Origin of the sequence: Simplicispira sp. 125 (assembly GCF_003096555.1) — a bacterium.
GTDB lineage: Bacteria > Pseudomonadota > Gammaproteobacteria > Burkholderiales > Burkholderiaceae_C > Simplicispira.
The window spans coordinates 286,622-312,944 of record NZ_QEKM01000001.1 but is presented as its reverse complement, the minus strand read 5'-3'; the positions used below and the strand labels follow the sequence as shown (position 1 = coordinate 312,944).

27 protein-coding genes are annotated in these 26,323 nt (G+C 62.2%); 8 read left to right on the top strand and 19 right to left on the bottom strand.

Translation table 11 applies throughout. From position 1 onward, the window contains the following. Nucleotides 1-33: 33 nt before the first annotated feature. Nucleotides 34-1,365, bottom strand: a complete 1,332-nt coding sequence (gene aceA, locus C8D04_RS01470) for an isocitrate lyase (protein ID WP_116003282.1) — start codon at nucleotides 1,363-1,365, stop codon at nucleotides 34-36. Nucleotides 1,366-1,694: 329 nt separating this feature from the next. Between aceA and C8D04_RS01465 the strand changes: the two genes are divergently transcribed. Then, the gene (locus C8D04_RS01465; protein WP_255415498.1) at nucleotides 1,695-2,645 is read left to right on the top strand and encodes a DMT family transporter; all 951 of its coding nucleotides are present in this window, start codon (nucleotides 1,695-1,697) and stop codon (nucleotides 2,643-2,645) included. Here the strand turns inward: C8D04_RS01465 and rraA are convergent. From rraA to C8D04_RS01415, 10 genes are all read right to left on the bottom strand, one after another. Further along, nucleotides 2,634-3,137 (bottom strand): ribonuclease E activity regulator RraA, encoded by a 504-nt coding sequence (gene rraA, locus C8D04_RS01460; protein ID WP_116003280.1) that lies wholly within the window; start codon nucleotides 3,135-3,137, stop codon nucleotides 2,634-2,636. The genes C8D04_RS01465 and rraA overlap by 12 nt on opposite strands. Before the next feature lie 117 nt (nucleotides 3,138-3,254). Then, the gene (locus tag C8D04_RS01455; protein ID WP_116003279.1) at nucleotides 3,255-3,548 is read right to left on the bottom strand and encodes a hypothetical protein; all 294 of its coding nucleotides are present in this window, start codon (nucleotides 3,546-3,548) and stop codon (nucleotides 3,255-3,257) included. A gap of 58 nt (nucleotides 3,549-3,606) precedes the next feature. Further along, nucleotides 3,607-3,879 (bottom strand): FixH family protein, encoded by a 273-nt coding sequence (locus C8D04_RS01450; RefSeq protein WP_116003278.1) that lies wholly within the window; start codon nucleotides 3,877-3,879, stop codon nucleotides 3,607-3,609. A 48-nt stretch (nucleotides 3,880-3,927) separates the two neighbouring features. Further along, nucleotides 3,928-5,352, bottom strand: a complete 1,425-nt coding sequence (gene ccoG, locus C8D04_RS01445; protein WP_116003277.1) for a cytochrome c oxidase accessory protein CcoG — start codon at nucleotides 5,350-5,352, stop codon at nucleotides 3,928-3,930. Between the two features lie 83 nt (nucleotides 5,353-5,435). Next, nucleotides 5,436-6,353 (bottom strand): cytochrome-c oxidase, cbb3-type subunit III, encoded by a 918-nt coding sequence (gene ccoP / locus C8D04_RS01440; RefSeq protein ID WP_116003276.1) that lies wholly within the window; start codon nucleotides 6,351-6,353, stop codon nucleotides 5,436-5,438. A 24-nt stretch (nucleotides 6,354-6,377) separates the two neighbouring features. Continuing rightward, complete coding sequence (locus C8D04_RS01435; RefSeq protein WP_116003275.1) at nucleotides 6,378-6,515, bottom strand: cbb3-type cytochrome c oxidase subunit 3; 138 nt, start codon at nucleotides 6,513-6,515, stop codon at nucleotides 6,378-6,380. A gap of 9 nt (nucleotides 6,516-6,524) precedes the next feature. Beyond that, nucleotides 6,525-7,154, bottom strand: a complete 630-nt coding sequence (gene ccoO, locus C8D04_RS01430) for a cytochrome-c oxidase, cbb3-type subunit II (protein ID WP_116003274.1) — start codon at nucleotides 7,152-7,154, stop codon at nucleotides 6,525-6,527. A gap of 18 nt (nucleotides 7,155-7,172) precedes the next feature. Further along, a complete protein-coding gene (gene ccoN / locus C8D04_RS01425) occupies nucleotides 7,173-8,615 on the bottom strand; it encodes a cytochrome-c oxidase, cbb3-type subunit I (protein WP_116003273.1) in 1,443 nt (480 codons plus the stop codon). 63 nt (nucleotides 8,616-8,678) lie between these two features. Then, nucleotides 8,679-8,816: a cbb3-type cytochrome oxidase assembly protein CcoS gene (gene ccoS, locus C8D04_RS01420; RefSeq protein WP_116003272.1), complete on the bottom strand. Its 138-nt coding sequence runs from the start codon at nucleotides 8,814-8,816 to the stop codon at nucleotides 8,679-8,681. Nucleotides 8,817-8,834: 18 nt separating this feature from the next. Further along, nucleotides 8,835-11,261 (bottom strand): cation-translocating P-type ATPase, encoded by a 2,427-nt coding sequence (locus tag C8D04_RS01415; protein ID WP_233521072.1) that lies wholly within the window; start codon nucleotides 11,259-11,261, stop codon nucleotides 8,835-8,837. A gap of 102 nt (nucleotides 11,262-11,363) precedes the next feature. Between C8D04_RS01415 and C8D04_RS01410 the strand changes: the two genes are divergently transcribed. Further along, nucleotides 11,364-11,807: a universal stress protein gene (locus tag C8D04_RS01410; protein ID WP_116003270.1), complete on the top strand. Its 444-nt coding sequence runs from the start codon at nucleotides 11,364-11,366 to the stop codon at nucleotides 11,805-11,807. A gap of 46 nt (nucleotides 11,808-11,853) precedes the next feature. On the opposite strand, the gene C8D04_RS01405 is transcribed toward C8D04_RS01410, so the two are convergent. The 8 genes from C8D04_RS01405 to C8D04_RS01370 all read right to left on the bottom strand — a co-directional run bounded on the left by C8D04_RS01405 (nucleotide 11,854) and on the right by C8D04_RS01370 (nucleotide 18,554). Beyond that, nucleotides 11,854-12,477 (bottom strand): exosortase H-associated membrane protein, encoded by a 624-nt coding sequence (locus C8D04_RS01405; RefSeq protein ID WP_133243597.1) that lies wholly within the window; start codon nucleotides 12,475-12,477, stop codon nucleotides 11,854-11,856. Continuing rightward, entirely contained in the window at nucleotides 12,467-12,985 is a 519-nt protein-coding gene (gene xrtH / locus C8D04_RS01400) for an exosortase H (protein ID WP_116003268.1), read from the bottom strand. Before xrtH ends, C8D04_RS01405 begins: the two co-directional genes overlap by 11 nt. Before the next feature lie 199 nt (nucleotides 12,986-13,184). Beyond that, a complete protein-coding gene (locus C8D04_RS01395; protein ID WP_116003267.1) occupies nucleotides 13,185-13,643 on the bottom strand; it encodes an IPTL-CTERM sorting domain-containing protein in 459 nt (152 codons plus the stop codon). A 126-nt stretch (nucleotides 13,644-13,769) separates the two neighbouring features. Next, entirely contained in the window at nucleotides 13,770-15,326 is a 1,557-nt protein-coding gene (locus tag C8D04_RS01390) for a malonyl-CoA synthase (protein ID WP_116003266.1), read from the bottom strand. A gap of 16 nt (nucleotides 15,327-15,342) precedes the next feature. After that, complete coding sequence (locus C8D04_RS01385) at nucleotides 15,343-16,167, bottom strand: enoyl-CoA hydratase-related protein (RefSeq protein ID WP_116005943.1); 825 nt, start codon at nucleotides 16,165-16,167, stop codon at nucleotides 15,343-15,345. 33 nt (nucleotides 16,168-16,200) lie between these two features. Beyond that, nucleotides 16,201-17,652, bottom strand: coding sequence for a malonyl-CoA decarboxylase (locus tag C8D04_RS01380; protein ID WP_116005942.1), 1,452 nt, complete (start codon nucleotides 17,650-17,652; stop codon nucleotides 16,201-16,203). A 120-nt stretch (nucleotides 17,653-17,772) separates the two neighbouring features. Continuing rightward, on the bottom strand, nucleotides 17,773-18,255 hold the full coding sequence (locus C8D04_RS01375) for a MerR family DNA-binding transcriptional regulator (protein WP_116003265.1): 483 nt from the start codon (nucleotides 18,253-18,255) through the stop codon (nucleotides 17,773-17,775). 2 nt (nucleotides 18,256-18,257) lie between these two features. Continuing rightward, nucleotides 18,258-18,554, bottom strand: coding sequence for an SCP2 sterol-binding domain-containing protein (locus tag C8D04_RS01370; protein ID WP_116003264.1), 297 nt, complete (start codon nucleotides 18,552-18,554; stop codon nucleotides 18,258-18,260). Between the two features lie 146 nt (nucleotides 18,555-18,700). Here C8D04_RS01370 and C8D04_RS01365 point away from each other — a divergent pair, with 146 nt between their 5' ends. From C8D04_RS01365 to C8D04_RS01340, 6 genes are all read left to right on the top strand, one after another. After that, entirely contained in the window at nucleotides 18,701-19,603 is a 903-nt protein-coding gene (locus tag C8D04_RS01365; RefSeq protein WP_116003263.1) for an SDR family oxidoreductase, read from the top strand. Then, entirely contained in the window at nucleotides 19,600-21,222 is a 1,623-nt protein-coding gene (locus C8D04_RS01360) for a carboxyl transferase domain-containing protein (RefSeq protein WP_116003262.1), read from the top strand. The genes C8D04_RS01365 and C8D04_RS01360 overlap by 4 nt, the downstream gene beginning before the upstream one ends. A gap of 40 nt (nucleotides 21,223-21,262) precedes the next feature. Further along, entirely contained in the window at nucleotides 21,263-22,417 is a 1,155-nt protein-coding gene (locus C8D04_RS01355) for an acyl-CoA dehydrogenase family protein (protein WP_116003261.1), read from the top strand. Nucleotides 22,418-22,613: 196 nt separating this feature from the next. After that, the gene (locus tag C8D04_RS01350) at nucleotides 22,614-23,441 is read left to right on the top strand and encodes an enoyl-CoA hydratase-related protein (RefSeq protein ID WP_116003260.1); all 828 of its coding nucleotides are present in this window, start codon (nucleotides 22,614-22,616) and stop codon (nucleotides 23,439-23,441) included. After that, nucleotides 23,438-25,438: a biotin carboxylase N-terminal domain-containing protein gene (locus C8D04_RS01345; protein WP_116003259.1), complete on the top strand. Its 2,001-nt coding sequence runs from the start codon at nucleotides 23,438-23,440 to the stop codon at nucleotides 25,436-25,438. The genes C8D04_RS01350 and C8D04_RS01345 overlap by 4 nt, the downstream gene beginning before the upstream one ends. After that, entirely contained in the window at nucleotides 25,435-26,313 is an 879-nt protein-coding gene (locus tag C8D04_RS01340; RefSeq protein ID WP_116003258.1) for a 3-keto-5-aminohexanoate cleavage protein, read from the top strand. The genes C8D04_RS01345 and C8D04_RS01340 overlap by 4 nt, the downstream gene beginning before the upstream one ends. The last annotated feature ends 10 nt before the right edge of the window (nucleotides 26,314-26,323 follow it).

Here is a 26,323-nt window from a genome sequence, read left to right as displayed (position 1 = left end):
CTTTGGCATCCCCATGGACGCCAAAGCATCAGATCAGTGGAACTGCTCTTCTTCGGTGGAACCAGTCAAGGCCTTCACGCTGGAAGAACCGCCTTGGATCACGGTAGTCACGTCGTCGAAGTAGCCTGCGCCCACTTCTTGCTGGTGCGACACGAAGGTGTAGCCCTTCTCACGTGCTGCGAATTCGGGCTCTTGCACCATTTCCGTGTAGTGCTTCATGCCTTCGCCGCGTGCATAGGCATGGGCGAACTGGAAGGTGTTGAACCAGTTGATGTGGATGCCAGCCAGCGTAATGAACTGGAATTTGTAACCCAGTGCCGACAGATCTTCCTGGAACGAGGCGATCTGCTTATCGTTGAGGTTCTTCTTCCAATTGAACGAAGGCGAGCAGTTGTACGACAACAGCTTGCCAGGGCAGGCAGACAGCACGGCTTGGGCGAATTCGCGTGCGAAGCCGATGTCAGGCACGCCGGTTTCGCACCACACCAGATCGGCATAGGGAGCGTAAGCCACACCACGGCTGATGGATTGCTCCAGACCATTTTTGACACGGTAGAAGCCTTCTTGCGTGCGCTCGCCAGTCAGGAAAGGCTTGTCATTGGCGTCGTGGTCGGACGTGATCAGGTTGGCGGCTTCTGCGTCGGTGCGTGCCAGGATGATGGTGGGCACACCCATCACGTCGGCAGCAAAACGGGCCGAAATCAGTTTCTCGCAGGCTTCCTGCGTGGGCACCAGCACCTTGCCACCCATGTGGCCACACTTCTTCACGGCAGCCAGCTGGTCTTCAAAGTGCACACCGGCAGCGCCTGCGGCGATCATGTTCTTCATCAACTCAAAGGCATTGAGCACGCCGCCAAAACCAGCTTCCGCATCGGCCACGATGGGCAGGAAGTAGTCGATGAATTCCTGGTCGCCAGGGTTGATGCCACGGCTCCACTGGATTTCGTCCGCACGCTTGAAAGTGTTGTTGATGCGGCGCACCATGGTGGGCACCGAGTCGTAAGCGTACAGGGACTGGTCGGGGTACATGGTTTCCGACGTGTTGCCGTCAGCGGCCACTTGCCAGCCCGACAGGTAGACAGCTTCCAACCCAGCCTTGGCTTGCTGCATGGCTTGGCCGGCAGAGATCGCGCCGAAAGCGTTGACGTAACCTTTCTTGGCACCACCATTGACTTTTTCCCACAGCTTCTCGGCACCGCGCTGGGCCAGGGTGTGCTGGGGCTGCAGGCTACCGCGCAGGCGCACAACGTCGGCAGCGGTGTAACCGCGCTTGACGCCCTTCCAACGGGGGTTTTGGGCCCAGTCTTTTTCCAGGGCAGCAATTTGCTGTTCGCGACTCAGTTGTTGGGTCAGGGATTGGGGCATTTAATTACTCCGTCGGTTGATTGAAATTTATCGGTACAGCAAGTGCTGCGCATGGGTCTACTTTAAGTCTTCTATAAGACTTGCGCAATATCTTATGTCTTATAGAAGACTTAAATTTTCCACATAAAATCAACAACTTAGGTAAGTTATTCCATATTATGGAAGCAATTTTCTCTTAACGATAATCCACCTTGCAAGATCACCGGATGAAATTTCATATAGCAAAAACAAAAGATCACGATGCAGAATCTCCATAGACCTGTTTTTTCGCCCATCCAGATTGCCAGATCAGGGATGATGTGCGTCTATTCATCTCAGACGGTTTCGCATTGAGTCCACCTCCCAGCCGCCCTCTCGCCTATGGCTACCTGGCACTGAGCATGACTCTGGTGGGTTGCTACGTGGCGCTGTCCAAACCCCTGGCCGCCGTATTGCCCGTGTTTCTGCTGGCTTGGCTGCGGTTCGGCATCGGCGCCGTAGCCATGCTGCACTGGCTGCCCAAGCCGCCGGAAGAAGCGCCACTGGATGCACGCACCCGTTGGCTGCTGTTCGCCGAGTCGTTCCTGGGGAATTTTCTGTTCACGGTGTGCATGATTACCGGCGTCAAATGGGCGGGGGCCGTGACTGCAGGCGTCATCTTGGCGGCCATTCCAGCGGCGATTGCGGTCATGGGCTGGGTTTTTCTGAACGAACGGGTCACGCAGCGCACTGGGCTGGCAATCGCTTGTGCCATTCTTGGCATTGCACTTTTTTCACTCTCAAAACAAGAGCAGCTACCGCTTGCTACAAAAGCGTTTGGGACCGAAAACACCCAAGGAATGATCTGGCTGGGTCAGTTGCTTTTACTGGCAGCAGTGGTGTGTGAAGCAGCGTACTCGGTGATCGGCAAGAAGCTCACGGACACGCTGGGACCCAAGCGGATTTCGTCACTCATCAATCTGTGGGGGTTTGCGCTATCCACTCCGCTGGGGTTGTACGCGGCGTGGGATTTCGACTTTGCATCCGTGCAATGGAACACCTGGGTGCTCCTGGTGTTCTATGCACTCGCAGCCTGCATCTGGACCGTCTGGTTGTGGATGACGGGCCTCAAGACCGTGCCCGCCGCTCAAGGTGGTATTTTCACGGTCTTTCTACCTGTCAGCTCCACCCTGGTGGGTGTTGTGTGGCTGGGTGAGACGCTGCACGCACTGCAGTGGCTGGCCTGCGCAATTGCCTTGGCTGGAGTGCTGTTGGCCACCCTGCCGTCCCGGCTGGCGTGGCGAATTCGATCAGTGCAATGAGGTGGCGCCGACCACGATGCCGTCGGCATCGGCGTACAACCAATCCCCAGGGCGCACCACCACACCCTGAAGCACCACCACCACATCACGCTGGCCTTCGTTGCGCTTTTCCGTGGGCAAAGGCATCAGCGCCAACGCACGCACACCCACTGGGGCAGCATGAAGTTCGGCCGCATCCCGCACACAGCCATCCACCACGATGCCGGCCCAGCCATTGCGTGCAGCAGCAGTGGCCAGGTTTCCGCCCACCAAGGCGCGCCGCAGCGAGCCGCCCCCATCCACCACCAGCACTCGGCCATCGCCCGGGGTATCGAGCGCTGCCTTCACGAGCGAATTGTCTTCAAAGCATTTGACGGTCGTCACCATTCCAGCAAAAGCAGCAAGCCCGCCAAAGCTGGAAAAGACGGGCGGCAAGACCCGGAATGTGCCACTGTCGTTGCCCTTATGGGCATCACACAAGTCGCAGGTACTGAAGGCGGTAAGGAGGGTCATAGAGCGTCAGAAAAGTGAGGCTTCATCCATGAAATTTCAAACATATCGTTTGTGCAGCGCGGGCGACCGCCACCACGCCATGACGAAAAGGCTATGGCAGGTGGGTATTTCGTGGATTTAATTACAAGGGCTGGATTTGTGGCAGCCTGCCGGGCGCTGGTCTATGGGAAACGGGCAGCGATTCACTTCGAACGGTGACATCGCCAGCAAGGTCGTCATGGCACTTGAAACCATGGTAACGATCCAGAACACAAAGAATGCAATCGTGTAAACGCCTTCGCGCGACAGCGTGATGGGCTGACCGAACCAATGGAGATCCTGCGGATCGATGAAGGCAAAAACCAGCGCTTCGAGTACACCCGCCATCAAAAAGGCGGGCCAGGCAATCCACATCAAGCGTTGGGTCCACATCGTGCATTTCTCCTTGTCAGATCGATCGGGTAGAGCGCTGGTCCAGTGCCATGCACACTCAACGCGGCAGGCTGTGCTGCGGAGTGGCCGCATGGTTGCGACCCTTCATGGCAGGCACCAGGTTTTTTTCAGGCGACTCCAGCGTCTGGTTGATATTGATTCCACGCTGGTAATAATCTTCCGCAATCACTGGATCGGGCGTGCGTATGGCCAGCCAGAGCGTGATGAAGCTTGCGACAACCACCACGGTGGGTCCCCCCACGACCAGCCACATATAGCCAAACTTCCACCACGGCCGTGCATCGGTTTTGCGATCAGGGTTCAACGCCATAAAGGTGCTTTCAAATAAGAGGACATACAGGCGGTTGATGCCGCAGGATCAGCGGGGCACCAGAAAAACTGCTTTCTCATCGACGCGCGCGGCTGAATCAACGGCTGCGATATTGAAATGCACGGTATGCGAGCCCGGGGCGGCCGACCCATAAGGGATCTGCAACCGCACGACCACCCAGCGCGACTCCGCGGCCGCAATCTCGAATTCGGGCTCGGAGACCACTTCCAACCCCGTCAACCCTTGGGCACTGATGCGGTAACGCTGCGTTGTCTCGGTGGCATTCATGATTTGCAGGCGGTACGTGTTCTCCAGCTTGCCCCCCGCGACGATGCGCGACAAGGACGCCCGGTCACGCACCACGTCCACCTTCAAAGGCGTGCGCACCACCAAGCTGACCAGCATGCCCACACACAAGGCAACCAGCACTGCGCTGTAGATCAAAACCCGCGGACGAATGACCCGGCGCAGTATTTCTGCTTTTCCCCAACCCTTGCTGACACCGTTTTGCGTAGAGAAACGAATGAGCCCACTCGGGTAATGCATCTTGTCCATGACAGTGTTGCAGGCATCGACACACAGGCCACAGCCAATGCATTCGTATTGCAAGCCATCGCGGATATCGATACCCGTCGGACACACCTGGACGCACAACGTGCAGTCAATGCAGTCCCCCAGACCCTTGGCCTTGTGATCTACGGTTTTGATGCGTGGCCCCCGAGGTTCGCCGCGTGCAACGTCGTAGGTCACGATGAGGGTGTCGGGGTCGAACATCGCGCTCTGAAAGCGCGCATAAGGGCACATGTACATGCACACCTGCTCACGCAGGAAGCCGGCATTGCCATAGGTGGCAAAACCGTAAAACAGCACCCAGAAAATTTGCCAGCTGCCGCTCAAAGCCAGCAGCTCCGCACCCAGCTCACGGATGGGGACGAAATAACCTACAAAGGTGAAACCAGTCCAGACTGAAATCACGATCCAAGTGAATTGCTTCAGGGACTTTTTCCAGACCTTCTCAAAGGTCCAGGGGCTGCCATCGAGGCGCAGGCGTGCACTGCGATCACCCTCGATCTTGTGCTCGATCCACATGAAAATTTCTGTGTAAACCGTTTGCGGACAGGCAAAACCGCACCACAGACGCCCCGCCACCGCTGTAAACAAAAACAGCGACAGCGCCGAGATGATCAACAAACCCGTGAGGTAGATGAAGTCCTGTGGGTACAACACCAACCCGAAAATGTAAAAGCGCCGTGCCCCCAGATCGAACAGCACCATCTGACGCTGCCCCCATTCAAGCCACGGCAGCCCATAGAAAACCAACTGCGTCAAAACCACCATGAACCAACGCCACCGGGCAAAAAACCCGCTGATGGAGCGTGGATAGATTTTTCTCTGCGCTTCGAACAAGCTTCCCACGTCACTGTCCGTGGCGATGGGGATGACCTTGCGGGGTTTTCCGCTGGGTGTATTCATGGTGCAGACTTCTCAGAACAGGGAGGCAATCACAGCGCGATGGCGCCCACCGGCGCCACCGCTGTCAAACCAGGCATCAAGCCTTATTGTGCCGCCGCACCCGCCTTATGAGAGAGCCCCCACACATAGGCGGTCAGAACGCTCAGCTGTGCGTCCGTCAGCTTACCCGCCTGAGCGGGCATTTCGTTGACCTTGCCCTTGTTGATCATCGCAGTAATGGCCTCTTCGCCCCAGCCGTGCAACCAGATGTCATCGGTCAGATTGGGGGCACCCAAGGCCTGGTTACCCTTGCCGTCCATGCCGTGGCACGCGGCGCACGCAGCAAACTTGGGCTTGCCCAAGGAAGCGCGGAGCGAATCGTGCGGGCTACCCGACAGACTCAGCACATAGTGCGACAGGTTGCGCACGTCGTCTGCATTACCCACGGCCTCGGCCATGGGGGGCATGTTACCGACCCGCCCCTGGTGCAGGGTCTCACTGATCTTCTCGGGTGTACCGCCGTGCAGCCAGTCCCTATCGGTGAGGTTGGGGAAGCTCTTGCTGCCACGGGCATCAGAGCCGTGGCACTGGGCGCAGTTGTTCATGAACAGACGCTCGCCAATCGCCATGGCCGGACCATCGGCCGCGATTTGCTCGGGTGTCATGGCAGCAAAACGGGCATAGAGAGGTTCGATCTCGGCACGTCCCTTGTCCATTTCCTGTTGGTACTCACCCAGCTGAGTCCAGCCCAGCTTGCCAGCAAAACTACCCAGCCCCGGGTACAAGACCAGGTAGCCCAGCGCAAAAACAGTGGTCAACACGAACATCCACATCCACCAGCGGGGCATGGGGTTGTTCATCTCGGTCAGGTCTTCGTCCCAGACATGGCCCGTGGTGTTGTCACTGGTGGATACGACCTTCTTGCGCGCCGTGATCCACAGCAGCAGCATGCAGGCAATGATGCCAATGAGGGTCAGCCCGGCCACATAAACCGACCAGAAATTACTGGTGAAGTCACTCATGGTGTGTTCTCGTTCTGGTGGAAATCAATCTTGTTCAAAAGGAAGCCGTGCTGCTTCGTCAAACCGGGCACGGTTGCTGCGCGAATAGGCCCAGATTCCGATCCCGATGAAGCAGGCAAACGACAGCAACGTAAAAACGATGCGCAACGTAGTGATGTCCATAACCCGCTCCTATTTCAGCGCGCGGCCCATGCCCTGCAGATAAGCGACCAGGGCATCCATTTCCGTCTTCCCCTTGATTTCATCCGGCGCAGCAGCAATCTGCGCGTCGGTGTACGGCACACCCACCGTGCGCAAAGCCTTCATGCGCGGAGTCACATCCGAAGGATCCAGAGTGGTCTTCTCCAGCCAGGAATAGGCGGGCATATTGGACTCGGGCACCACATCGCGGGGATTGTTCAGGTGGATGCGATGCCATTCATCGCTGTACTTTCCACCCACACGGTGCAGATCGGGGCCGGTGCGCTTGCTGCCCCACTGGAACGGATGGTCGTACACGAACTCACCCGCCGTAGAGTAATGGCCATAGCGCAGGGTTTCTGCACGGAAGGGACGAATCATTTGCGAGTGGCAGTTGTAGCAACCTTCGCGCAGATAAATGTCGCGCCCCATCAGAGGCAGCGCTGCATAAGGCTCCACGCCCTTGACGGCCTCGGTGGTGGACTTCTGGAAGAACAGTGGAACGATTTCCACCAATCCACCGACAGCAACCACCAAGACGATCAGGACGATCATCAGGAAGTTGTTGGTTTCCACCGTCTCATGCGTGAAACCTTTGGAAGCATTGTTGTTTTGTGACATGTCGATTTACCTCGAATCTCAGGCGTGGGCAGGCTTGACTGCGGGGATGGTCACGGCCACCGAACGACCGGAAATGGCGGTCACCCACACATTCCAGGCCATGATCAGCATGCCCGTCAGGTACAGCACGCCACCCATGACACGGATCACATAGAAGGGATAGGTCGCCTTCACGCTTTCAACAAAGGTATAGGTCAAGGTGCCGTCGGTATTGACAGCGCGCCACATCAGGCCCTGCATCACACCGGCGATCCACATCGCTGCGATATACAACACGATGCCAATGGTGGCCAGCCAGAAGTGCAACTCAATCGCCTTGATGGAGTGCATTTTTTCTCGGCCAAACAGACGCGGAATCAGGTAGTACAGCGAACCCATGGTGATCAGACCCACCCAGCCCAAGGCACCCGAGTGCACGTGGCCCACGGTCCAGTCGGTGTAGTGCGAAAGTGCGTTGACAGTCTTGATGGACATCATCGGGCCTTCGAACGTGGACATGCCATAGAACGACAGCGAAACGATCAGGAAGCGCAGGATGGGGTCATCACGCAGTTTGTGCCAGGCCCCCGACAGGGTCATGATGCCGTTGATCATGCCGCCCCAGCTGGGCGCCAAAAGAATCAGCGAGAAAGCCATACCCACGGACTGCGTCCAGTCGGGCAATGCGGTGTAGTGCAGGTGGTGCGGACCTGCCCACATGTAGGTGAAGATCAGCGCCCAGAAGTGCACGATGGACAGGCGATAGCTGTACACCGGGCGGCCTGCCTGCTTGGGGATGAAGTAATACATCATGCCCAGGAAGCCTGCGGTCAGGAAGAAGCCCACGGCATTGTGGCCATACCACCACTGCACCATGGCATCCTGCACACCGGCATAGGCCGAGTAGCTCTTCATGAAGCCCGCCGGAATGGCCGCGCTATTGACCAGGTGCAAAAGTGCCACCGCCAGAATGAAGCCACCGTAGAACCAGTTGGCCACATAAATGTGCTTGACCTTGCGCATGCCAATGGTGCCGAAGAACACGATGGCATAAGAAACCCAGACCAACGTGATCAGGATGTCGATGGGCCATTCGAGTTCAGCGTATTCCTTGCCCTGGGTGTAACCCAGCGGCAGGCTGATGGCGGCAGCCAGAATGACCAGTTGCCAGCCCCAGAACGTGAACGATGCCAGAGGCCCGGCGAACAGCCGCGTCTGGCAGGTGCGCTGCACCACGTAATAGCTGGTGCCAATGAGTGCACTGCCGCCAAAGGCAAAAATAACCGCATTGGTGTGCAAGGGGCGCAACCGCCCATAGCTCAGCCATGGGATGCCGAAGTTGAGTTCAGGCCAAGCCAGCTGCGCGGCGATGAACACGCCAACCAGCATGCCCACCACCCCCCAGACCACGGCCATGATCGAAAACTGGCGCACTACCGTGTCGTTGTAGTGCGCCATTTGAGTGCTTTTTGGTGAATCCATCGGGTACCTCTTAGTTCTGTAGAAATAATAACCTTACTTACACTGTTGACATATTGACGCGCGTCAACCGTCCCGAAGAATCCGCTCGCCCTCTTGCTCGACGTTTTCGAACTGCCCGCGATAAACAGCCCACCACAGCCCCAGCAAAATCAGTAAAACCAGCGCTACTGACAAAGGAATCAGGAGATAAAGAATGTCCATAGCGTCAATCTCCACGTATCAGGCAGGTTGGGCCGCTACAGAGGCGGCCGACAGGGCAGTTGGGCTCGAACCGGCAACGCCCGGAAGAGCCGCCAGGGGCGATGTCAGGCGCGCTGCATTGAGAACGACGAGCAGCGAACTGAGCGCCATGCCCAGCCCCGCCAGCCAGGCTGGCATATAGCCCGCAATCGCCAGCGGCACGCACAATGCGTTGTACCCTGCGGCCCACCACAGGTTCTGGCGTACCACACGCAAAGTACGCCGGGCCAGGTCAATGGCCTGGGGCACGAGCGAAAGATCATCGCCCAACACCACAAAATCAGAGCGCGATTGCGCAAGAGGCACCGCGCGGCCAAAGGCGAACGATACATGCGCTCCGGCAAGCACCGGCCCGTCATTCAACCCATCGCCCACCATGGCGCTGCGGTGGCCTTGCTCTTGCAGACGCAGCAGCGCATCGAGTTTGTCTTGGGGTGAGCAATCGCCCTGCCATCGTGCAATGCCCGCCTGCGCCGCCAGCCGCGCCACGGCAGGCGCACGGTCGCCCGAGAGCAATTGCACGCCAATGCCCGCCTCGCGCAGAGCATTCATGACTGCTGCGGCTTCGGGACGCAAGTCTTCACTCAGGTCAAAGACAGCCAGTTGCTGCGGCACCTGACCCTCCTGCTGCCAGGCCAAAAACACTTGCTGGAGAGCTCCAGGCTCCTGCGCAGCAGCACTCCCCACGTGGCGCGCCGAACCCAACAGCAGGCGCCGTGCGGTACCCGCCCCGTCGGCGCTGTGCACCAGGGCGCTCAGCCCGGCGCCTGCCTCTTCCTGCACTTCATCGAATGACCAACGCGCAGAGTTCTCAAGCTTGCGGCGCGTGGCTTCAGCCACCAGGGCGCGCGAAACAGGGTGCAGCGAATGGCGCGCCAACGCAGCCGCCAGCGCCAGTGCTTCGTCGGCGGCCAGTTCCGCCTTGCCATGCACGCCGCGCACGGCCATGCCGTCGCGGGTGAGCGTACCCGTCTTGTCAAACACCACGGTATCAATGGACGCAAGGGCTTCCAGCCCCTGCAGGTTGCGCACCAGCACGCCCTGGCGCGCCAAGGCCCCAGCAGCCGACAGCATGGCCACGGGTGTCGCCAACGACAAGGCGCAGGGGCAGGTCACGATCAGCACTGAAACCGCCACCATCAAGGCATGGCTGGGATCGGTAGGCCACCACCACAATGCGGCGGCCCCTGCTGCCAGCAGCACCAGCACCAAGAATGGGCGCGCAACCTGGTCCGCAATGCGCGCCAGGCGGGGTTTTTGCAGCGAGGCGCTTTCCATCAGGGACACGATCTGACCAAACCGCGTCTCAGCCCCGACCTGTTTCACCTGCACCAGCACTGCCGACTGCAGGTTATAACTGCCCGCTGCCACTGTGCCACCCACGCCACGCGCCAGGGGCACGGACTCGCCCGTGAGCAGCGCCTCGTCTACCCGTGTGGTGCCTTCGGTAATGCTGCCGTCGCCCGGAAAGGCCTCGCCCGGCAGCACCCGCACGACATCGCCAGGCACCAGCCTACGCACCGCCACGCGCTCAAAGCTGCCGTCAGCACCACGCCGCTCCACGCTGTCGGGCAGGCGGTTCATCACCGCTTCGAGCGCGCCCACTGTGCGGTCGCGCAGGCGCAGCTCCAGCCAGCGCCCGGTGAGCAGAAAGAAAACAAACATGGTGAGCGAATCGAAATACACCTCGCGACCAAAAACACCATCGGGCTCAAACGTGCCCGCTGTACTGACCACAAAAGTGATGGCCATGCCCAACGCTACTGGCAGATCCATGCTCACGCGGCGCTGGCGGATGTCGCGCAGCGCATTTCCAAAAAACGGGCCACAGGAAAAAATCACCACGGGCAGCGTAATGACCCAGGATGCCCAGCGCAGCAAGTGCTCCATTTCGGCCGTCAAATCCCCGGGATCGGCGATGTAGGCAGGCCATGCGTACATCATGACCTGCATCATGCAGAACCCGGCCACCAGCCAGCGCCACAGGGCCTGGCGGTGCTCGCGCACGCGCTGCTCACGCGCCATGGCGTCCATGGCCGGCAAGGCCTGGTAACCGGCCTTGCGCACCGCGGCAAGCCACTGCGAAGGCAGCACCTGACCGGGCTGCCACACCACGCGAGCGCGCTGCGTTGCGGCGCTGACTTCGGCCTGCGCCACACCGGGGACGGCACGCAAGGCTTCTTCAATGGTCAGCGCACAGGTAGCGCAATGCATGCCCTTGACGACGACATGCGACTCCCATGCCGCGCTCTGCTGCGCCGTGTCGGCGCACTGGCGGCCAAACGACGCCCACTCCTGCGGGTCGTCGAGCAGCGTTTCCGCGCCCGGTCCGACAGGCAAAAACGGCACGGACGAGACAGCCGACGCCTCTCGCGTATCCGGAGCCGTTATGGAAATCATTGACATGGCGCAAGCTTACCGTCTTTGCACCTGGAATTGATTGACTTGAATCAACTCAAAAACCGAACTTTTTACTTTAATCAAAGCATTGCCACCCAAGGAGCCCTTATGTACAAACGCATTCTGATTGCCACCGACGGCTCGGAGCTGTCTGACAAAGCCGTGGAAAGCGGCCTCTCGCTCGCCGCGCTCACGGGAGCGACCGTGATCGCGCTGAAAGTGGTTCCCCGCTACCCACGCAGCTACTTTGAAGGGGGCCTGCCCGTAGACGCCAGCGATATTCGCCGCATCGAGAAGCAATGGAGCGATGCTGCGCAAGCCATGGTCGACGCTATCAAAGACAAGGGCGAAACCCAGGGCCTGACGGTGAAGGCCATAGTGGCCAAGTCCGACCTGGTAGCCGAGGCCGTGATTGCCGCTGCCAAGAAACACAAGTGCGACCTGATCGTGATGGCCTCACATGGCCGCAAAGGTATCAAGCGCTTGCTGCTGGGCAGCGAGACACAGCATGTGCTGACGCATTCGCACATCCCGGTGCTGGTGCTGCGTTAGAGCGACTCACAAAACTCTTCTGGCGTTGTTGCCGCGTCTTGTCGTACTACTCAGGTTGATCTGAACGTGCTGCCCGTGGCGGCACAACCATTGCATCACTCCACAAAGCCTGCACAAACGGGCGGTTCATCAGCACCCACAAAAGAACGGGTGCGAGAGCGGTAAAAATAAAAAGGTTGAAGTGGAAACCAAACTCCACCGCCTCCACCAGCCAAGTGGGCGCCCGGGTTTGCGCAAGCACATGGGCGCCGGAGCGATTGAAAACTTCATTGAGCCATTGCAGCGCCACGCTCACAGCCGAAACAACCAACATAGCCCCGGTTCCCAGCAACAGTTTTTGCACCAGTGCCGCAGGGCGTGAAGCAAGCAACATGGCCCACAGCATCACCAGGCCATAACCGTGGATTCGATACTCCACCACCGGCGCCAGCTTGCCCGATCGGCCCTGCCCTTGTTCGGCAATGAACTGCAGGCTGGTCAACAGCGTCGCCTGGGTTCCTGTGGGCTGGTAAATCACCACCCAATGGAACAAGTTGGATAAAGCCTCGCCCGCCATGTAAAACACTGGAACGGCCAGCCAAGGCGCAAGAAAAAAATACCACACCGGCATCAGGCACAGCAGCCCGGCCAGCGACAACAACAGGAACAGCGGCAAAGAATTAGATCGCATGGGCAGTGCGGGAAATTTCGGCCCGGGCCGCTTGCCGACCCACCCAGCGCATCCATAGCAACCAGACCACCAGCACATCGAGCATGATCAAAGCCTGCCACAAATAGAGGTGGGCAAACTCGAACCACTGCATGTTCCAGCGCCCCAGGTAATACAGGCTGATGATGCGCAGCAGGTTGGCCACCTGTATGGCACCAAAGCCTATGGCAAAGCCCCAGGCCTTTTGAGTCCAGGTGGCGGGGAAGGCCAAAACGCCCGCAATCAGCACGATCGCCGCCTCGATGCCATTGCACCCCGCTTCGATGGACACAGCAAAACCCGTCGATGGGCTGTAAAGCAGCCGCCCGGAATGCATCACATCCGGGTCGAAAGGGGTCATACACAAGAAGCTGAGGACGGCAAGCCAGTCCGACCAGGGGGCAATCACCGTGCGCTGCACGCTCTCGAGCATGTCGATGCGAAACAGGACCAGCAGGGAGACACCAAAAATACTAAAAAAACGCAACATGAGTCCACAAGTTTAAGCGCAGCATCACCCGTGCCCGCACTGGCCGACAGGATCAAGAGCAGATCACAAAACCCAGCAAAACGTTTCTGTTCTGGCGAGGCGCTGCGCTGCGCCGCAGGCAGTACAACCAGACGCAGCAACAACGCCAGAAGAGTTTTGTGAGTCGCTCTCAAAGACAGTGAAACGAATCGAACGGCCATCACCGCCTGCGCAGCACCCCCAGCGCGGCAATACCCATCAGGCCCGAGAGCAGCAGCATAGCCCATTCACCCAGGGTCGGAATGGCCTGCGCCGGCGCAAACTGCGCTGTGACGCTGGTGGCCGAAGTCACCGCAGCCAGGGTGCACGACGGGGTATTGCCGCTGCATTGGCCGCCCCAAGCCGTCAAGCGGTAACCTGTGTTGGGCGTGGCGGTGCAGGTGGCGCTGGCGCCATGCGGCACGGGGTTGGGGCTGCACACCACACTGCCACCGGCGCTGGCAGAAATGTTGATGGGGTACCTGGTCGGGGGCACGACACCAAAGCTCGCGTTAACCGTGCAGTTGGCCGTAACGGCCCCAGTGGTGTAGGGTACCGCCTGGTGCTGTCGGCAGCGGCCTCCATTGCGCTCCAGAGCCGCCAGCGACGGGGCATTTCGTCCGCTGATGCATTCGCACATTCGGGTGCTAGCGCTACGTTGATTTCGGGAATTTTTGGCCTCTATCGCTTATTCATCAAACGATAATAGCTACCACTTTAATAGCATTCATGCCCTTTATGTATACAGGGCGGCGTGTGCATTTTTTCAGGCAAACAGCCCCTGGTACTGCGCGCGCAGCAGGTTCTTTTGCACCTTGCCCATGGCGTTGCGCGGCAGCTCGGCGGCCACGAAGCAGCGCTTGGGAACCTTGAAGTTGGCCAGCTGGGACTTGAGCTGCGCAAGAATCACCTCGCCGTCCAGCACGGTACCCGGTTTGGCAATGACCACAGCCACGCCCACCTCACCGAAATCAGGGTGCGGCACACCGACCAGGGCGCTTTCCATCACGCCGGGCAGCTCGTTGATGGTGCCCTCGACCTCGGCCGGGTAGACGTTGTAGCCGCCGCTGATGATCAGGTCCTTGCTGCGGCCGACGATGCGCACGTAGCCGCGCTCGTCCACCACGCCCACGTCGCCGGTCTTGAACCAGCCATCGGGCGTGAACTCCTCGGCCGTCTTCTCGGGCATGCGCCAGTAGCCCTGGAACACGTTGGCGCCGCGCACCTGGATGTGGCCGGTCTCGCCCACGGCCAGCTCCCGGCCGTCGTCCCCCACCACACGCAGGCCCACGCCGGGCAGCGGGAAGCCCACGGTGCCGCCACGGCGCTCGTCCTGGCCTCCGTGGCGCGCATCGGCTTGGTAAGGGTTGGAGGTGAGCATGATGGTCTCGCTCATGCCGTAGCGTTCCAGGATGGTGTGGCCGGTGCGCTCCTGCCAGTCGCGGAAGGTTTCGATGAGCAGCGGCGCCGAGCCCGAAATGAACAGCCGCATGTGGCGCGCCGCCGCGTGCGTGAGCCTGGCCTCGCCCAGCATGCGCACATACAGCGTGGGCACGCCCATGAACACCGTGGCGCGCGGCAGCGCGGCGATCACGGCCTGAGGGTCGAACTTCGCCAGCCAGATCATCTTGCTGCCGCCCAGCAGCGCCGCATGGATGGCCACGAACAGCCCATGCACATGGAAGATGGGCAGCGCGTGGATCAGCACGTCGTCCTGGCGCCAGCCCCAGTAGTCATTGAGCACCACCGCGTTGGACAGCAGGTTGCCGTGCGTCAGCATCGCCCCCTTGCTACGGCCCGTGGTGCCGCTGGTGTAGAGAATGGCGGCCACATCGTCCGGGCCTTTGCGCGCCACCTCGTGCGTGTCGGCATAGTGCACGGCGCGCTCCAGCAGGCTGCCGTCGCGGTTCTCGCCCAGCGTGAACACATGGCGCGTGCCCGCCGTGAAGGCGATCTTCGACACCCAGCCAAAGTTGCCCGGCGTGCACACCACCACCGCAGGCTCAGCGTTGCCGATGAAGTATTCGATCTCGGCGCTCTGGTAGGCGGTGTTGAGCGGCAAAAAGACATAGCCCGCACGCAGCGTGGCCAGGTACAGCAGCAAGGCCTCGACGGATTTTTCCACCTGCACGGCGATGCGGCTGCCATCGGGCAGACCCAGCGAGCCCAGCAAATTGGCCATGCGCGCACTGGCGCGGTCGATGTCGCCCCAGGTGTAGTACAGCGGCGTGCCATCGGGCGCGGTGGTTTCGATGGCCGTGGCGTCCAGGTCGGCGGGAAAGGCCGCGCGCAGGGCGGCGAAGAGGCTTTCGTTGGGGGGCATTGTGGTCATGGCGGGGTCAAAACACAGGCGGGCGTTTGGCAAGGAAGGCGGTGATGCCCTCACGGTGTTCGGCACTGGGCGCGTAGGCGTATGGGTCCGCAGCGCTATGTGCTTCATTTTCGATAGCTGTTGGCGCTTGACCATCAAGCGCTGGAGGCATTTTTAATGCCCGAAGTGTCTGCTTGTTCAGGCGGGCGGCCTGGGGTGCCAGCGCGGCCACGCGCAGGGCGGTGCCCAGGGCCTCGGCGCCGAGCCGCTCGTCGGGCACCACGCGGCTCAGGAATCCACGCGCCAGCATCTCGGGCGCCGTAAAGGTGGCGGCTTCCAGCAGCATCTGGCGCGCCGTCAGCTCCCCCACGGCGCCCGCCACGAGCTGCGCCTCGCGCGGGGCCATCGGAAAACCCAGGCGCGCAATGGGTGCGCCAAAGCGCGAACCTGCTCCGGCAATGCGGATGTCGCAGCAACTGGCGATCTCCACGCCCGCGCCCATGCAGGCGCCATCGATGCGCGCCACGATGGGCACGTCGCAGTCGAGCATGGCCTGCAGAGCGCCCCAGACATCGTTCTCATGAAAGTCTCGCAACGCCGCCGGGTCGAAGCGAAAGGCTGGGTATTCCGAAATGTCTCCGCCTGCGCAGAAAGCGCCGCCCGCCCCTTCGATGAGCACGCAGCGCACCCTGGCATCCTGCTGGATGCCCAGAAAAACACTGCGCAACTGGCGCCACATGGCTCGCGACATGGCGTTGAGCCGCCCGCTGTTGCGCACGGTGACCAGCACTACACCGGCATCGCCGGCCTCTCCAGCGGCCCGCGCCGCCGCCACTTCTGCGGTTGTTTCCATGGATTCCTTCACTCCCCCACCCCCTGCGCCCGTTCAGCGCAAGGCGCTCAGACTTTCGATCTCGCGCGATGCGGCCACCTTGCCCTCGGCCAGCAGGCTGCGGTGCTTGTCGATGCGCTTGAGGTCGTACAAATAATTCACCATCAGTCCGTACGACTGCTTGTGGCCCTTGGCTGACGGGTCTCCCGCCCAATTGAGGCGCTCCACCCGTGCACCATTGCCCAGGTGGAAGCGCGCCACCGGGTCTACGGGCTTGCCATCCACCAGCTCGCGTGCCAGGTAGTGCGCAGCACACTGCAGCAGCAACTGGCGCACGGGCGAGCGTTCATCCAGCGCCTGCGCCTTGTCCACAGCTTCCAGCAGGTGCGAGGCCTGCGGCGGCTCGAAGCCCACTGCGCGGCCCAGCTCAGCGCGGCGCCGCTCGTCCAGGCGCTCGAGCATGGCGCCTGCATTTTTGCCCAGCCACGCACGGAAACCCGGAATCGGCGACAGCGTGGCAAAGGTGCGCAGGCGCGGAAACTCCTGCTGCAGCGTCTCCACGACATGCTTGATGAGCGAGTCACCAAAGCTCACGCCGCGCAAGCCGGTTTGCGTGTTGCTGATGGAATAAAAAATCGCCGTGGTGGATTTGCCGATATCCATGTGCGCGGCTGTCTCGTCGAGCAGCGGCGTAATGCTGCCGGAGATATGGTCCACCAGGGCCACTTCGACAAAAATCAAAGGCTCATTGGGCAGGCGCGGGTGGAAAAATCCATAGCAGCGGCGGTCGCTGTCGAGGCGGTTCTTCAAATCGGCCCAACTGCGGATGTCGTGCACGGCCTCGTACTGGATGAGTTTTTCGAGCAGCGAGGCCGGCGAATCCCACGAGAGGCGGCGCAACTCCAGGAAGGCCACGTCGAACCAGGTAGAGAACAGGTGCTCCAGCTCGGCATCGAGCGCCAGCAGGCGCTTGTCGCCTTTCAAGGCGCGCAGCAGTTCGGCACGCAAGTCCACCAAAAACCGCATGCCTTGCGGAAACACCGCAAAACGCTGCAGCAGGCGCGTGCGGGGCGAAACCATCGCGCGGCGCAGGCCGATTTCGGCCTGGCCCTGCTCTTCCGTGCCCGCCGCCGCCTCGTAACGTACACGGGCGGATTTGAAGCGCGTGGCGTCGGGCGCAAACTGCTCGCTCATCAGCAGCCACATGTCGCGCCGCTCGCCCGGTTCGGCCTGCGCGTACCAGGCGGCCACCGCCTGGGCGCGGGTCCCCCCTTCCATCTCGCTGACCCGGGGCGCCACCACCTCCTGCAGGTCGGCCAGCAGGCGGCGCAGGGCACGCGGCGCGAGTGCCTCGGTGCCACGGCGCAGCGTGGCCTGCAGGCGCTCATGGGTACTGCGCTCGGCCGCGGGTTTTGCGGCTACGGAGGCCGGGGCTGCATCGGCTGCGGGTCGGGCACCGCGCAGGCGCGAAACATTGCGGGTGATCCATTCGGGTGCGGTGGTCATGGGCTCCATCGAAAAAGACTGCGATTCCCCCGATTGTGTATCACCGCCATTGCGACAACACCAAAGCAAAAGCGCCGACCTGATCCGCAGATCCGTCGGCGCTTTCAGCAACAGTCCAAGTTATTCCAGTGGAGGCAGCCCCAGGTTCTGGCGCACGTTGCTGTTGATGATGCGCAACTCGGCCAGGCTGCTTTCAATGTGGGTGAGCTTTTGCTCCAGCTCGGCAATGGCGCCATCGGTGCGGGCAAGCACATAGCGCAGCTGCTGCTCGCGACCTTCGCCCGCCTGGCCATACATGTCCAGGTACTGCTTGATCTCGGCGAGCGACGAGCCAATGACCTTGGCGCGCAGGATCAGCGCCAGCCGCGCGCGGTCGCGCCGACTGTAAACACGGGTGCCATTGATGCGGCGCGGGCTGAGCAAGCCCTTGTCTTCGTAAAAGCGCAGGGTGCGCGGCGTCACATCAAAGGCATTGCACAACTCGGTGACGCCGAACAGCTCGGAGTCCTTGTCGTCCGAAAAATGATCGGCCAGCACCTGGCGCGCCGCCTCCGTGGCGGCGGCCTGCCGGTCGGCAGAGCCGGGGGTGCGGCCAGCCACCATGGTCAGACCACCCGCTGCAGCTTCATGGCGAGGCTCATGTCGCCGCTGACCTTGAACTTGCCACCCATGAAGCCGGTCACCGGATCGAGCTTGCCGGTGAGCAGGTTGTTCAGGTTTTCCAGCGTGATGGCCACGGTGCAGTCGGCATCACGGTCATTGTTGTCCACGGTATTGGGCGCCGCCGCACCGTCGATGACGATCTGGCCGTCAGCGCCGCAATCGAACTTGAGCACGGCGTTCAAACCGCTGTCGTCGCCCACTTTGGCGCGGATGGCGTCGGTGCATTCCTGGATGTTCATGGTGTTCCTTGTGAAGATGGGGTAAACAAGGTCAGCATCATAAGTGCAATGAGTTCCCATAACCAAAGGGAAAATACCTATAAGAAACTAGGTTGACGTAAACGTCATGCATTAGTCTAATACGTCATCCTTGATCTGCAATCGACATGAACCAGCCTACCCTTCCCCTTCAGACTCCCGCCCCGGCGCAGTACCACAGCATCTTTCGCGGCGGACTTTTCCAGGGCCGCACCTTGTGGGTGACCGGCGGCGGCAGCGGTATTGGCCGCTGCGTGGCGCATGAGCTCGCCTCGCTTGGTGCGCGCGTTGTCATCAGCGGGCGTACGCAGGAGAAGCTCGACCGCGTGGCGCAAGAGATCCGCGACGACGGCGGCCAGTGCGAAACCCAGGCCTTCGACATCCGCGACGAAGACGCGGTAAAAACTGCGGTAGCCGCCGTGGTGGCGCGCGTGGGCCGTATCGACGGACTGGTCAACAACGCGGGCGGGCAGTTCCCGGCGCCGCTGCAGGCCATCAGCAAGCGCGGCTTTGAAGCGGTCGTCAGCAACAACCTCACCGGTGGCTTTTTGATGATGCGCGAGGTGTTTCTGCAAAGCATGCAGGAGCATGGCGGCGCAATCGTCAACATGACGGCCGACTTTCGCAACGGCATGCCGGGCATGGGCCACTCGGGCGCGGCCCGCGCCGGCATGAGCAACCTGACCATGAGCGCTGCGTTTGAGTGGGCACAAGCGGGTGTGCGCGTCAATGCCGTATCGCCCGGCTGGGTGGCCTCCTCGGGCATGGACAGCTACGAAGGCCCTGTCCGGGCGATGATTAAAAAGCTGCGACAGCATGTGCCCATGCGGCGCCTGGCCACCGAGGCAGAAATCAGCGCGGCCATCGTCTTTCTGCTCAGCCCCGGTGCGGCCTTTATCAGCGGCGTCACGCTGCAGATTGACGGCGCGGCATCGCTGGGCAGCCCGGTCTTCCCGACCATGGACCACGACCGCTGCCCGCCGTTTGAGGGTTTTCACCGCGCGCAGACACCGGAGGTGCTGAACCCATGACTGCTCTGCGCACACTGATCGACGCACACAGCGACAGCTTTCGCCGCAATGCCGAGCGCATGGCCGAACGCCTCGCGCAGGTGCAAGGCCTGCAAGGCAAGGTGGTGGCCGAGTCGGCCTCCAAGCAAGGCAAGTTCGAGAAAAAAGGCCAGTTGCTTCCGCGCGAACGGGTTGCACGCCTGCTCGACCGGGGCAGCAGCTTTCTGGAACTCAGCGCCCTGGCCGGCTTGGGGATGCACGACGACGACGGCAAGAAGGCCGTGCTGGGCGGCGGCTCCATCGTCGGCATCGGCCAGGTGGCCGGCAAGCGCGTGCTCATTTCCGCCAGCGACAGCGCTGTCAAGGGCGGCACCGTGGCGCCCATGGGCCTCAAGAAAGGCCTGCGCGCGCAGGCCATTGCGTTGCAAAACAAGCTGCCGCTGATTGCGCTGGTCGAATCGGGCGGCGCCAATCTGATGTACCAGGCCGATATTTTTGTCGATGGCGGGCGCAGTTTTGCCAACCAGGCGCGCCTGTCGGCTGCGGGCATTCCGCAGATCGCGGTGGTGCACGGTTCGTCCACGGCAGGCGGCGCCTACCTGCCGGGTCTGTCCGACTATGTGGTGCTGGTGAAAGGGCGCTCAAGCATCTACCTGGCGGGCCCACCACTCGTCAAAGCAGCCATTGGCGAAGATGCGACCGACGAGGAACTGGGTGGCAGCGAGATGCACGCCAGCGTGACAGGCTTGGGCGAATACCTGGCCGAGAACGATGCGCACGCCATTGCACTGACCCGCGACCTGATGGACCACCTGCCCTGGGACGAGGCCAGTGCGCAGGGCGCCAGCGTGCGTGCGCCTTTGTTTCCCGCCGAGGAGCTGCTGGGCATCGTCCCGGCAGACGAGCGCGAGCCCTACGATGCCCGCGAGATCATCGCCCGCATCGTGGACGGCTCGCACTTCCTCGAATTCAAGGGGGCCTTCGACAGCGACACGGTGTGCGGCCATGCACGCATTGATGGCCACCATGTCGGCATCATCGCCAACAACGGCCCCATCCAGCCCACGGGCTCGGTCAAGGCGGCGCAGTTCATCCAGCTGTGCGACCAGAGCGGCACGCCGCTGGTGTTTTTACAGAACACCACAGGCTACATGGTGGGCACGGCGGCCGAGCGCGCCGGTGCCATCAAGCACGGCAGCAAGATGATCCAGGCCGTGGCCAATGCGCGCGTACCCAAGTTCACCATCGTAGTCGGCGGCTCGTTTGGCGCGGGCAACTACGGCATGTGCGGGCGCGGGTTCGATCCCGACTTCATCTTCACCTGGCCCAGCGCACGCACCGCCGTGATGGGCGGCGCGCAGGCCGCCATGGTCATGGAGATGATCAGCCGCAGCAAGCTCGAGCGCGCCGGTGTGCCGATGAACGAGCAGGCCGAAGCCGGTATCCAGGCCATGAGCGATCAGCTCAAGCGGCGCCTGGACCTTGAATCCGACGTGCTGTTTGGCACCGCCCGCCTGTGGGACGACGGAATCATCGACCCGCGCGACACCCGCAACGTGCTGGCGCTGTGCCTGGCGATGGCACGCGACGCCAGAGCGCGCGTGCTGCACCCCAACACCTTTGGCGTGGCACGCTTCTAAGCACCCTGCGCCGATCCCCCCTTTTTCTGGAGAAAACACCATGCAATTCACCCCCGAGCACGAGCAGATTTCCGACACCGTGCGCAAGTTTGTCGCCAACGAGATCAACCCCTTCACGGCCGAATGGGAAAAGGCAGGCATCTTCCCCGCGCGCGAGCTCTTCAAAAAGATGGGCGACCTGGGCCTGCTGGGCATCAAGTACCCCACCGAGTTCGGCGGCATGGGGCTGGACTTCAGCTACTCCATGGTGATGGCCGAAGCGCTGGGCGACTGCAACGTGGGCGGCGTACCCATGGCCATTGGCGTGCAGACCGACATGTGCACCCCAGCGCTGGCGCGCTTTGGCTCGGACGAACTGCGCAAGGAATTCCTGGCCCCGGCGATTGCCGGCGACATGGTGGGCTGCATCGGCGTGAGCGAAGTCACCGGCGGCTCGGACGTGGCCGCGCTCAAGACCACGGCCAAAAAGGACGGCGGCGATTACGTCATCAACGGCTCCAAGATGTGGATCACCAACGGCATGCAGGCCGACTGGTGCTGCCTGCTGGCCAACACCAGCGAGGGGCCGGTGCACTCGAACAAGTCGCTCATCATGGTGCCCATGGATGCACTCGGCATCACGCGCCAGAAGATCGAGAAGATCGGCATGCATTCGAGCGACACCGCGCAGCTCTTTTTCGACAACGTGCGCGTGCCCCAGCGCAACCTGATTGGCCAGGAAGGTGCGGGCTTCATGTTCCAGATGCTGCAGTTCCAGGAAGAGCGCCTGTACGGTGCGGCCAGCAGCCTGCGGTCCCTGGACAAGCTGATCGACCAGACCATCGAATACACCCGCCAGCGCCACACGTTTGGCCAGCCCATCCTGAACAACCAGGTGGTGCACTTTCGTCTGGCCGAGCTGCGCACCGAGGTGGAATGCCTGCGCGCGCTGACCTACCGCGCCGTCGAATCCTACGTTGCGGGCAAGGACGTGACCAAACTCGCCTCCATGGCCAAGCTCAAGGCCGGGCGCCTCTCGCGAGAAGTCACCGACAGCTGCCTGCAGTACTGGGGCGGCATGGGCTTTACGTTTGACAACCCGATCTCGCAGGCCTACCGCGACAGCCGCCTGATCTCCATCGGCGGCGGCGCCGACGAGATCATGCTGGGCATCATCTGCAAGCTGGAAGGCACCCTCCCCGGCAAGAAGAAATGAACACCCCCCTGAGCGGCTGCGCCGCTTCCCCCCGCTCTCGCATCGCTGGGCGATGCGGGCAGGGGGACGCTCCCAGCGCCCGTACTGGAGGGCACTGGCGGCCCTTGCGCGGGAGCCCTGGCCTGGGCCGCGTCCAATCACACGCTGCGCACAAGACAAAGTGCGATGCCCTCATCAACAACAAGCAACAAATGCTATGTCTTTTATAGCTATTAGCGCCGTATCTACGGGCCCCGTGCTCAAAATCACCTTGAACCGTCCCGACGTGCGCAATGCCATGTCGCTGGCCATGGTGGAGGAGCTGCGGCGCGCCCTGGCGCAGGCCGAAGCCAGCGTGGGCAGCGCCCACCCCACCCGCGTGGTGGTGTTGCGCGGCGCGGGCGGGCATTTCTGCGCGGGGGGCGACCTCAAGGACATGGCCATGGCCCGCATGCGCGCCCTGGAATCGCCAACGGGCACCGACCTTGTCCACGATCCTGTGGCCGAGGTCAACGCCGCTTTCGGCCGCATGTGCGCGGCTTTTGCCGACACGCCGCTGGCCGTGGTGGCGGTGCTGGAGGGCACGGTGATGGGCGGCGGCTTTGGTCTGGCCTGCGTGGCCGATGTGGCCATTGCCACCGAAACGGCCCACTTCCGACTGCCGGAAACTGCGCTCGGCGTGGTACCCGCGCAGATTGCACCTTTCCTCGTCGAGCGGCTGGGCTACTCCCAGGCCAAGCGCCTGGCCGTCACCGGCGGGCGATTGGATGCGGCACAAGCCCTGGCCATTGGCCTCGTGCACCAGCAGGTGCAAACCACCGAAGTGGACAGTGCCGTACAGGCCGTGCTGGCCGACATTCTGGCCTGCGCACCCGGGGCCCTGGCCGCCACCAAGGCGCTGATGGCCAAGGCGCGCTGGAACCCTCCCGCCGATTTGGTGGACGAGGCTGCAGCGCTCTTCTCACGCGCTGTGCAAGGCCCCGAAGGCCAGGAAGGCACCAGCGCATTTCTGCAGAAACGCAAACCGACTTGGGTTCCGGCATGACTTTTTCGAAAATACTGATTGCAAACCGGGGGGAGATCGCTTGCAGGGTTATTAAGACCGCTCGCGCACTCGGCTACCGCACCGTCGCCGTGCATTCCGACGCCGATGCCCAAGCTCCCCATGTCGCCCTGGCCGATGAATCGGTGCACATCGGCCCGGCACCGGCGACCGAAAGTTATCTGTCGATCGATGCCTTGTTGCAAGCCGCGCGCCTCACCGGCGCCGATGCGGTGCACCCGGGCTACGGCTTCCTGTCCGAGCGCGCCGATTTTGCGCAGGCGTGCGCGGGCGCCGGTCTCGTCTTCATCGGCCCACCCGCATCGGCCATTACGGCCATGGGCGACAAGGCCGTCGCCAAGCGGCGCATGGTCGACGCCGGTGTGCCCTGCGCGCCTGGCTACCTGGGCGAAGACCAGAGCGACGAATGCCTGCTGCGCGAAGCCGCCCGCTTGCAAGCCCCTTTGCTCGTCAAGGCCGTGAACGGCGGCGGCGGTCGCGGCATGCGCCTGGTGCGTGACCTGGCCGAGGTGCCCGAAGCCTTGGCGGGAGCCCGGCGCGAAGCCACCAGCGCGTTTGGCGACGGCTCACTGATGCTGGAGCGCCTGATTGAAGGCGGGCGCCATATCGAGATCCAAGTGTTTGCCGACGCGCATGGCAACGCCGTGCACCTGGGCGAGCGCGACTGCACCGCGCAGCGCCGCCGCCAGAAGGTCATTGAAGAAGCGCCCTCCCCCATCGTCTCGCCGCAGATGCGCGCGCAGATGGGCGCAGACGCCGTGGCCGCCGCCCTGGCGGTGGGCTACCGCGGCGCGGGCACGGTGGAGTTCATCGTGGACAGCGAAAACCGCCACTACTTCCTGGAAATGAACACCCGTCTGCAGGTGGAGCACCCGGTGACCGAATGCATCACCGGCCTGGATCTGGTCGAGTGGCAGTTGCGCGTGGCAGCGGGCGAACCCCTGCCGCTGCAGCAGCAGGACATCCGCCTCGACGGCCACGCCATCGAGGTGCGGCTCTACGCCGAAGACCCCTACAACGGCTTTGCCCCGCAGACCGGCCCGGTGCAGTTCTGGCGCCCCGAGCTCGCCCTGGCAGGCCGTGCACGGGGGCAATGCGCCTTTGGCGAGGTGCGCATTGACGCTGGCATTCGGGAAGGTGGCTCCATCACCCCCTGGTACGACCCCATGGTGGCCAAGCTGATCGCGCACGGCCGCGACCGCAACGACGCTATCCGCCGCCTGATGGCCGCACTGGAAGACAGCCCGCTGCTGGGGGTGCGCAACAACGCACGCTTCCTGCGCGATCTGTTGGACCACCCCGACTTTCGCGCAGCGCGCATGCACACCGCGACCATCGACCAATGGATGCAGGAAGGCGTTGCTCTGCTGCAAGCGCCGCAAGCGGACGCCAATACCTGGGCCCTGGCTGCTGCTGCACTGGTGGCGCAAACCTCGGACGCCTTGCGGCCCGACAGCGTGGCCGCCTGGAGCACCACGCTGGCTTTGCAAGGCACGGCCGAAAGCCAGGCCGTGCGCATCCGCCCCCACGGTGCGCGGGTGACGGTGGAGCTGGCCAGCGGCGAGGCCTTCGACTTTGAGCACATTGCCTTGCAAGACCACCGCCTGCACTACCGCCGGGGCGGTGTGCAGCGGCAGGCCCTGTGCTTGCTGCACGGTGGCCGGGTCACGCTGGCCTTGGGCGCTGCGGTGTTTGTGTTCGAAGAAAAATCACCCTTCCCGCAAACCGACCAGGCCCTTGACCCGCGCAAACTGCGCTCGCCCGTGGCAGGTACCGTCTGCGCCATCTCCGTGGCCGTGGGCGACCAGGTCAAGGCAGGCCAGCCCCTGCTCTGCGTAGAGGCCATGAAGATGGAAATGTGGCTCAGCGCCCGCGCTGATGGCACCGTTACCGCCCTGCATGCAGCGCTCAAAGGCAGCGTGGCTGCAGGCAGCGTGCTCGCAGAACTTGAACTCACCACCGAAGAGACCACACCATGAGCAACAACAAAGCCATCCTGACCTGCGCCCTCACCGGCGTGCTGACCAACCCCTTGCAGCATCCCGTACCCGTCACGCCCGAGCAGATGGCCGCACAGGCCCGCCAGGCATTTGATGCCGGTGCTTCCATCATGCATGTGCACATCCGCTCCCAGCAAGAAGGCATGGGCCACATGCCCAGCTGGGACCCCGATGTGGCACAAGAAATTGTGGACGCCATCCGCCAGGCCTGCCCGGGCGTCATCATCAACCTGACCACCGGCGTCGTCGGCAAGGACATCAGCGGGCCACTCGCCTGCATCCGCCGCGTGCGCCCCGAAATCGCTGCCTGCAACGCGGGCAGCCTGAACTACCTCAAGCTCAAGGAAGACGGCACCTGGGCCTGGCCGCCCATGGTGTTCGACAACCCGGTGGCCAAGGTGCAGCAGTTTCTTGACGTCATGGCCGAGTGCGGCACGCACCCCGAGTTCGAGTGTTTCGACGTGGGCATCGTGCGCTCGACCACCATGTACATCAAGAACGGCATGCTGAGGCCCGAGATGGGCCGCCCCGAATACAACCTGGTGATGGGCGTGGCCTCGGGCATGCCCTGCGATGCGCAATTGCTGGAGCTGCTGCCCCAGTGGATGGCACCGGGCGCCGTTTGGCAGGCCACGCTGATCGGCCGCCAGGAAATCTGGCCTGTGCACCAAAAAACCGCCGACATGGGCGGCATGCTGCGCACCGGGCTGGAAGACACCTTCTACCTGCCGGACGGCAGCCGCGCTGGCGGCAACGGCCCGCTCATCGAGGCCCTGGCGCAATGCGCGCAGAACGCCGGGCGCGGCATCGCATCGCCCGCTGAGGCGCGGCAGATGCTTGGGCTGAAAGCCTGACAACGGTGGT

Excerpts from the sequence above, each read along its gene's own strand:
- aceA (WP_116003282.1), bottom strand. The coding sequence starts at position 1,365 with ATGCCCCAATCCCTGACCCAACAACTGAGTCGCGAACAGCAAATTGCT.
- rraA (WP_116003280.1), bottom strand. The coding sequence starts at position 3,137 with ATGACCCTCCTTACCGCCTTCAGTACCTGCGACTTGTGTGATGCCCAT.
- C8D04_RS01455 (WP_116003279.1), bottom strand. The coding sequence starts at position 3,548 with ATGTGGACCCAACGCTTGATGTGGATTGCCTGGCCCGCCTTTTTGATG.
- C8D04_RS01450 (WP_116003278.1), bottom strand. The coding sequence starts at position 3,879 with ATGGCGTTGAACCCTGATCGCAAAACCGATGCACGGCCGTGGTGGAAG.
- ccoG (WP_116003277.1), bottom strand. The coding sequence starts at position 5,352 with ATGAATACACCCAGCGGAAAACCCCGCAAGGTCATCCCCATCGCCACG.
- ccoP (WP_116003276.1), bottom strand. The coding sequence starts at position 6,353 with ATGAGTGACTTCACCAGTAATTTCTGGTCGGTTTATGTGGCCGGGCTG.
- C8D04_RS01435 (WP_116003275.1), bottom strand. The coding sequence starts at position 6,515 with ATGGACATCACTACGTTGCGCATCGTTTTTACGTTGCTGTCGTTTGCC.
- ccoO (WP_116003274.1), bottom strand. The coding sequence starts at position 7,154 with ATGTCACAAAACAACAATGCTTCCAAAGGTTTCACGCATGAGACGGTG.
- ccoN (WP_116003273.1), bottom strand. The coding sequence starts at position 8,615 with ATGGATTCACCAAAAAGCACTCAAATGGCGCACTACAACGACACGGTA.
- ccoS (WP_116003272.1), bottom strand. The coding sequence starts at position 8,816 with ATGGACATTCTTTATCTCCTGATTCCTTTGTCAGTAGCGCTGGTTTTA.
- C8D04_RS01415 (WP_233521072.1), bottom strand. The coding sequence starts at position 11,261 with ATGTCAATGATTTCCATAACGGCTCCGGATACGCGAGAGGCGTCGGCT.
- C8D04_RS01410 (WP_116003270.1), top strand. The coding sequence starts at position 11,364 with ATGTACAAACGCATTCTGATTGCCACCGACGGCTCGGAGCTGTCTGAC.
- C8D04_RS01405 (WP_133243597.1), bottom strand. The coding sequence starts at position 12,477 with ATGCGATCTAATTCTTTGCCGCTGTTCCTGTTGTTGTCGCTGGCCGGG.
- xrtH (WP_116003268.1), bottom strand. The coding sequence starts at position 12,985 with ATGTTGCGTTTTTTTAGTATTTTTGGTGTCTCCCTGCTGGTCCTGTTT.
- C8D04_RS01395 (WP_116003267.1), bottom strand. The coding sequence starts at position 13,643 with ATGTGCGAATGCATCAGCGGACGAAATGCCCCGTCGCTGGCGGCTCTG.
- C8D04_RS01390 (WP_116003266.1), bottom strand. The coding sequence starts at position 15,326 with ATGCCCCCCAACGAAAGCCTCTTCGCCGCCCTGCGCGCGGCCTTTCCC.
- C8D04_RS01385 (WP_116005943.1), bottom strand. The coding sequence starts at position 16,167 with ATGGAAACAACCGCAGAAGTGGCGGCGGCGCGGGCCGCTGGAGAGGCC.
- C8D04_RS01380 (WP_116005942.1), bottom strand. The coding sequence starts at position 17,652 with ATGACCACCGCACCCGAATGGATCACCCGCAATGTTTCGCGCCTGCGC.
- C8D04_RS01375 (WP_116003265.1), bottom strand. The coding sequence starts at position 18,255 with ATGGTGGCTGGCCGCACCCCCGGCTCTGCCGACCGGCAGGCCGCCGCC.
- C8D04_RS01370 (WP_116003264.1), bottom strand. The coding sequence starts at position 18,554 with ATGAACATCCAGGAATGCACCGACGCCATCCGCGCCAAAGTGGGCGAC.
- C8D04_RS01365 (WP_116003263.1), top strand. The coding sequence starts at position 18,701 with ATGAACCAGCCTACCCTTCCCCTTCAGACTCCCGCCCCGGCGCAGTAC.
- C8D04_RS01360 (WP_116003262.1), top strand. The coding sequence starts at position 19,600 with ATGACTGCTCTGCGCACACTGATCGACGCACACAGCGACAGCTTTCGC.
- C8D04_RS01355 (WP_116003261.1), top strand. The coding sequence starts at position 21,263 with ATGCAATTCACCCCCGAGCACGAGCAGATTTCCGACACCGTGCGCAAG.
- C8D04_RS01350 (WP_116003260.1), top strand. The coding sequence starts at position 22,614 with ATGTCTTTTATAGCTATTAGCGCCGTATCTACGGGCCCCGTGCTCAAA.
- C8D04_RS01345 (WP_116003259.1), top strand. The coding sequence starts at position 23,438 with ATGACTTTTTCGAAAATACTGATTGCAAACCGGGGGGAGATCGCTTGC.
- C8D04_RS01340 (WP_116003258.1), top strand. The coding sequence starts at position 25,435 with ATGAGCAACAACAAAGCCATCCTGACCTGCGCCCTCACCGGCGTGCTG.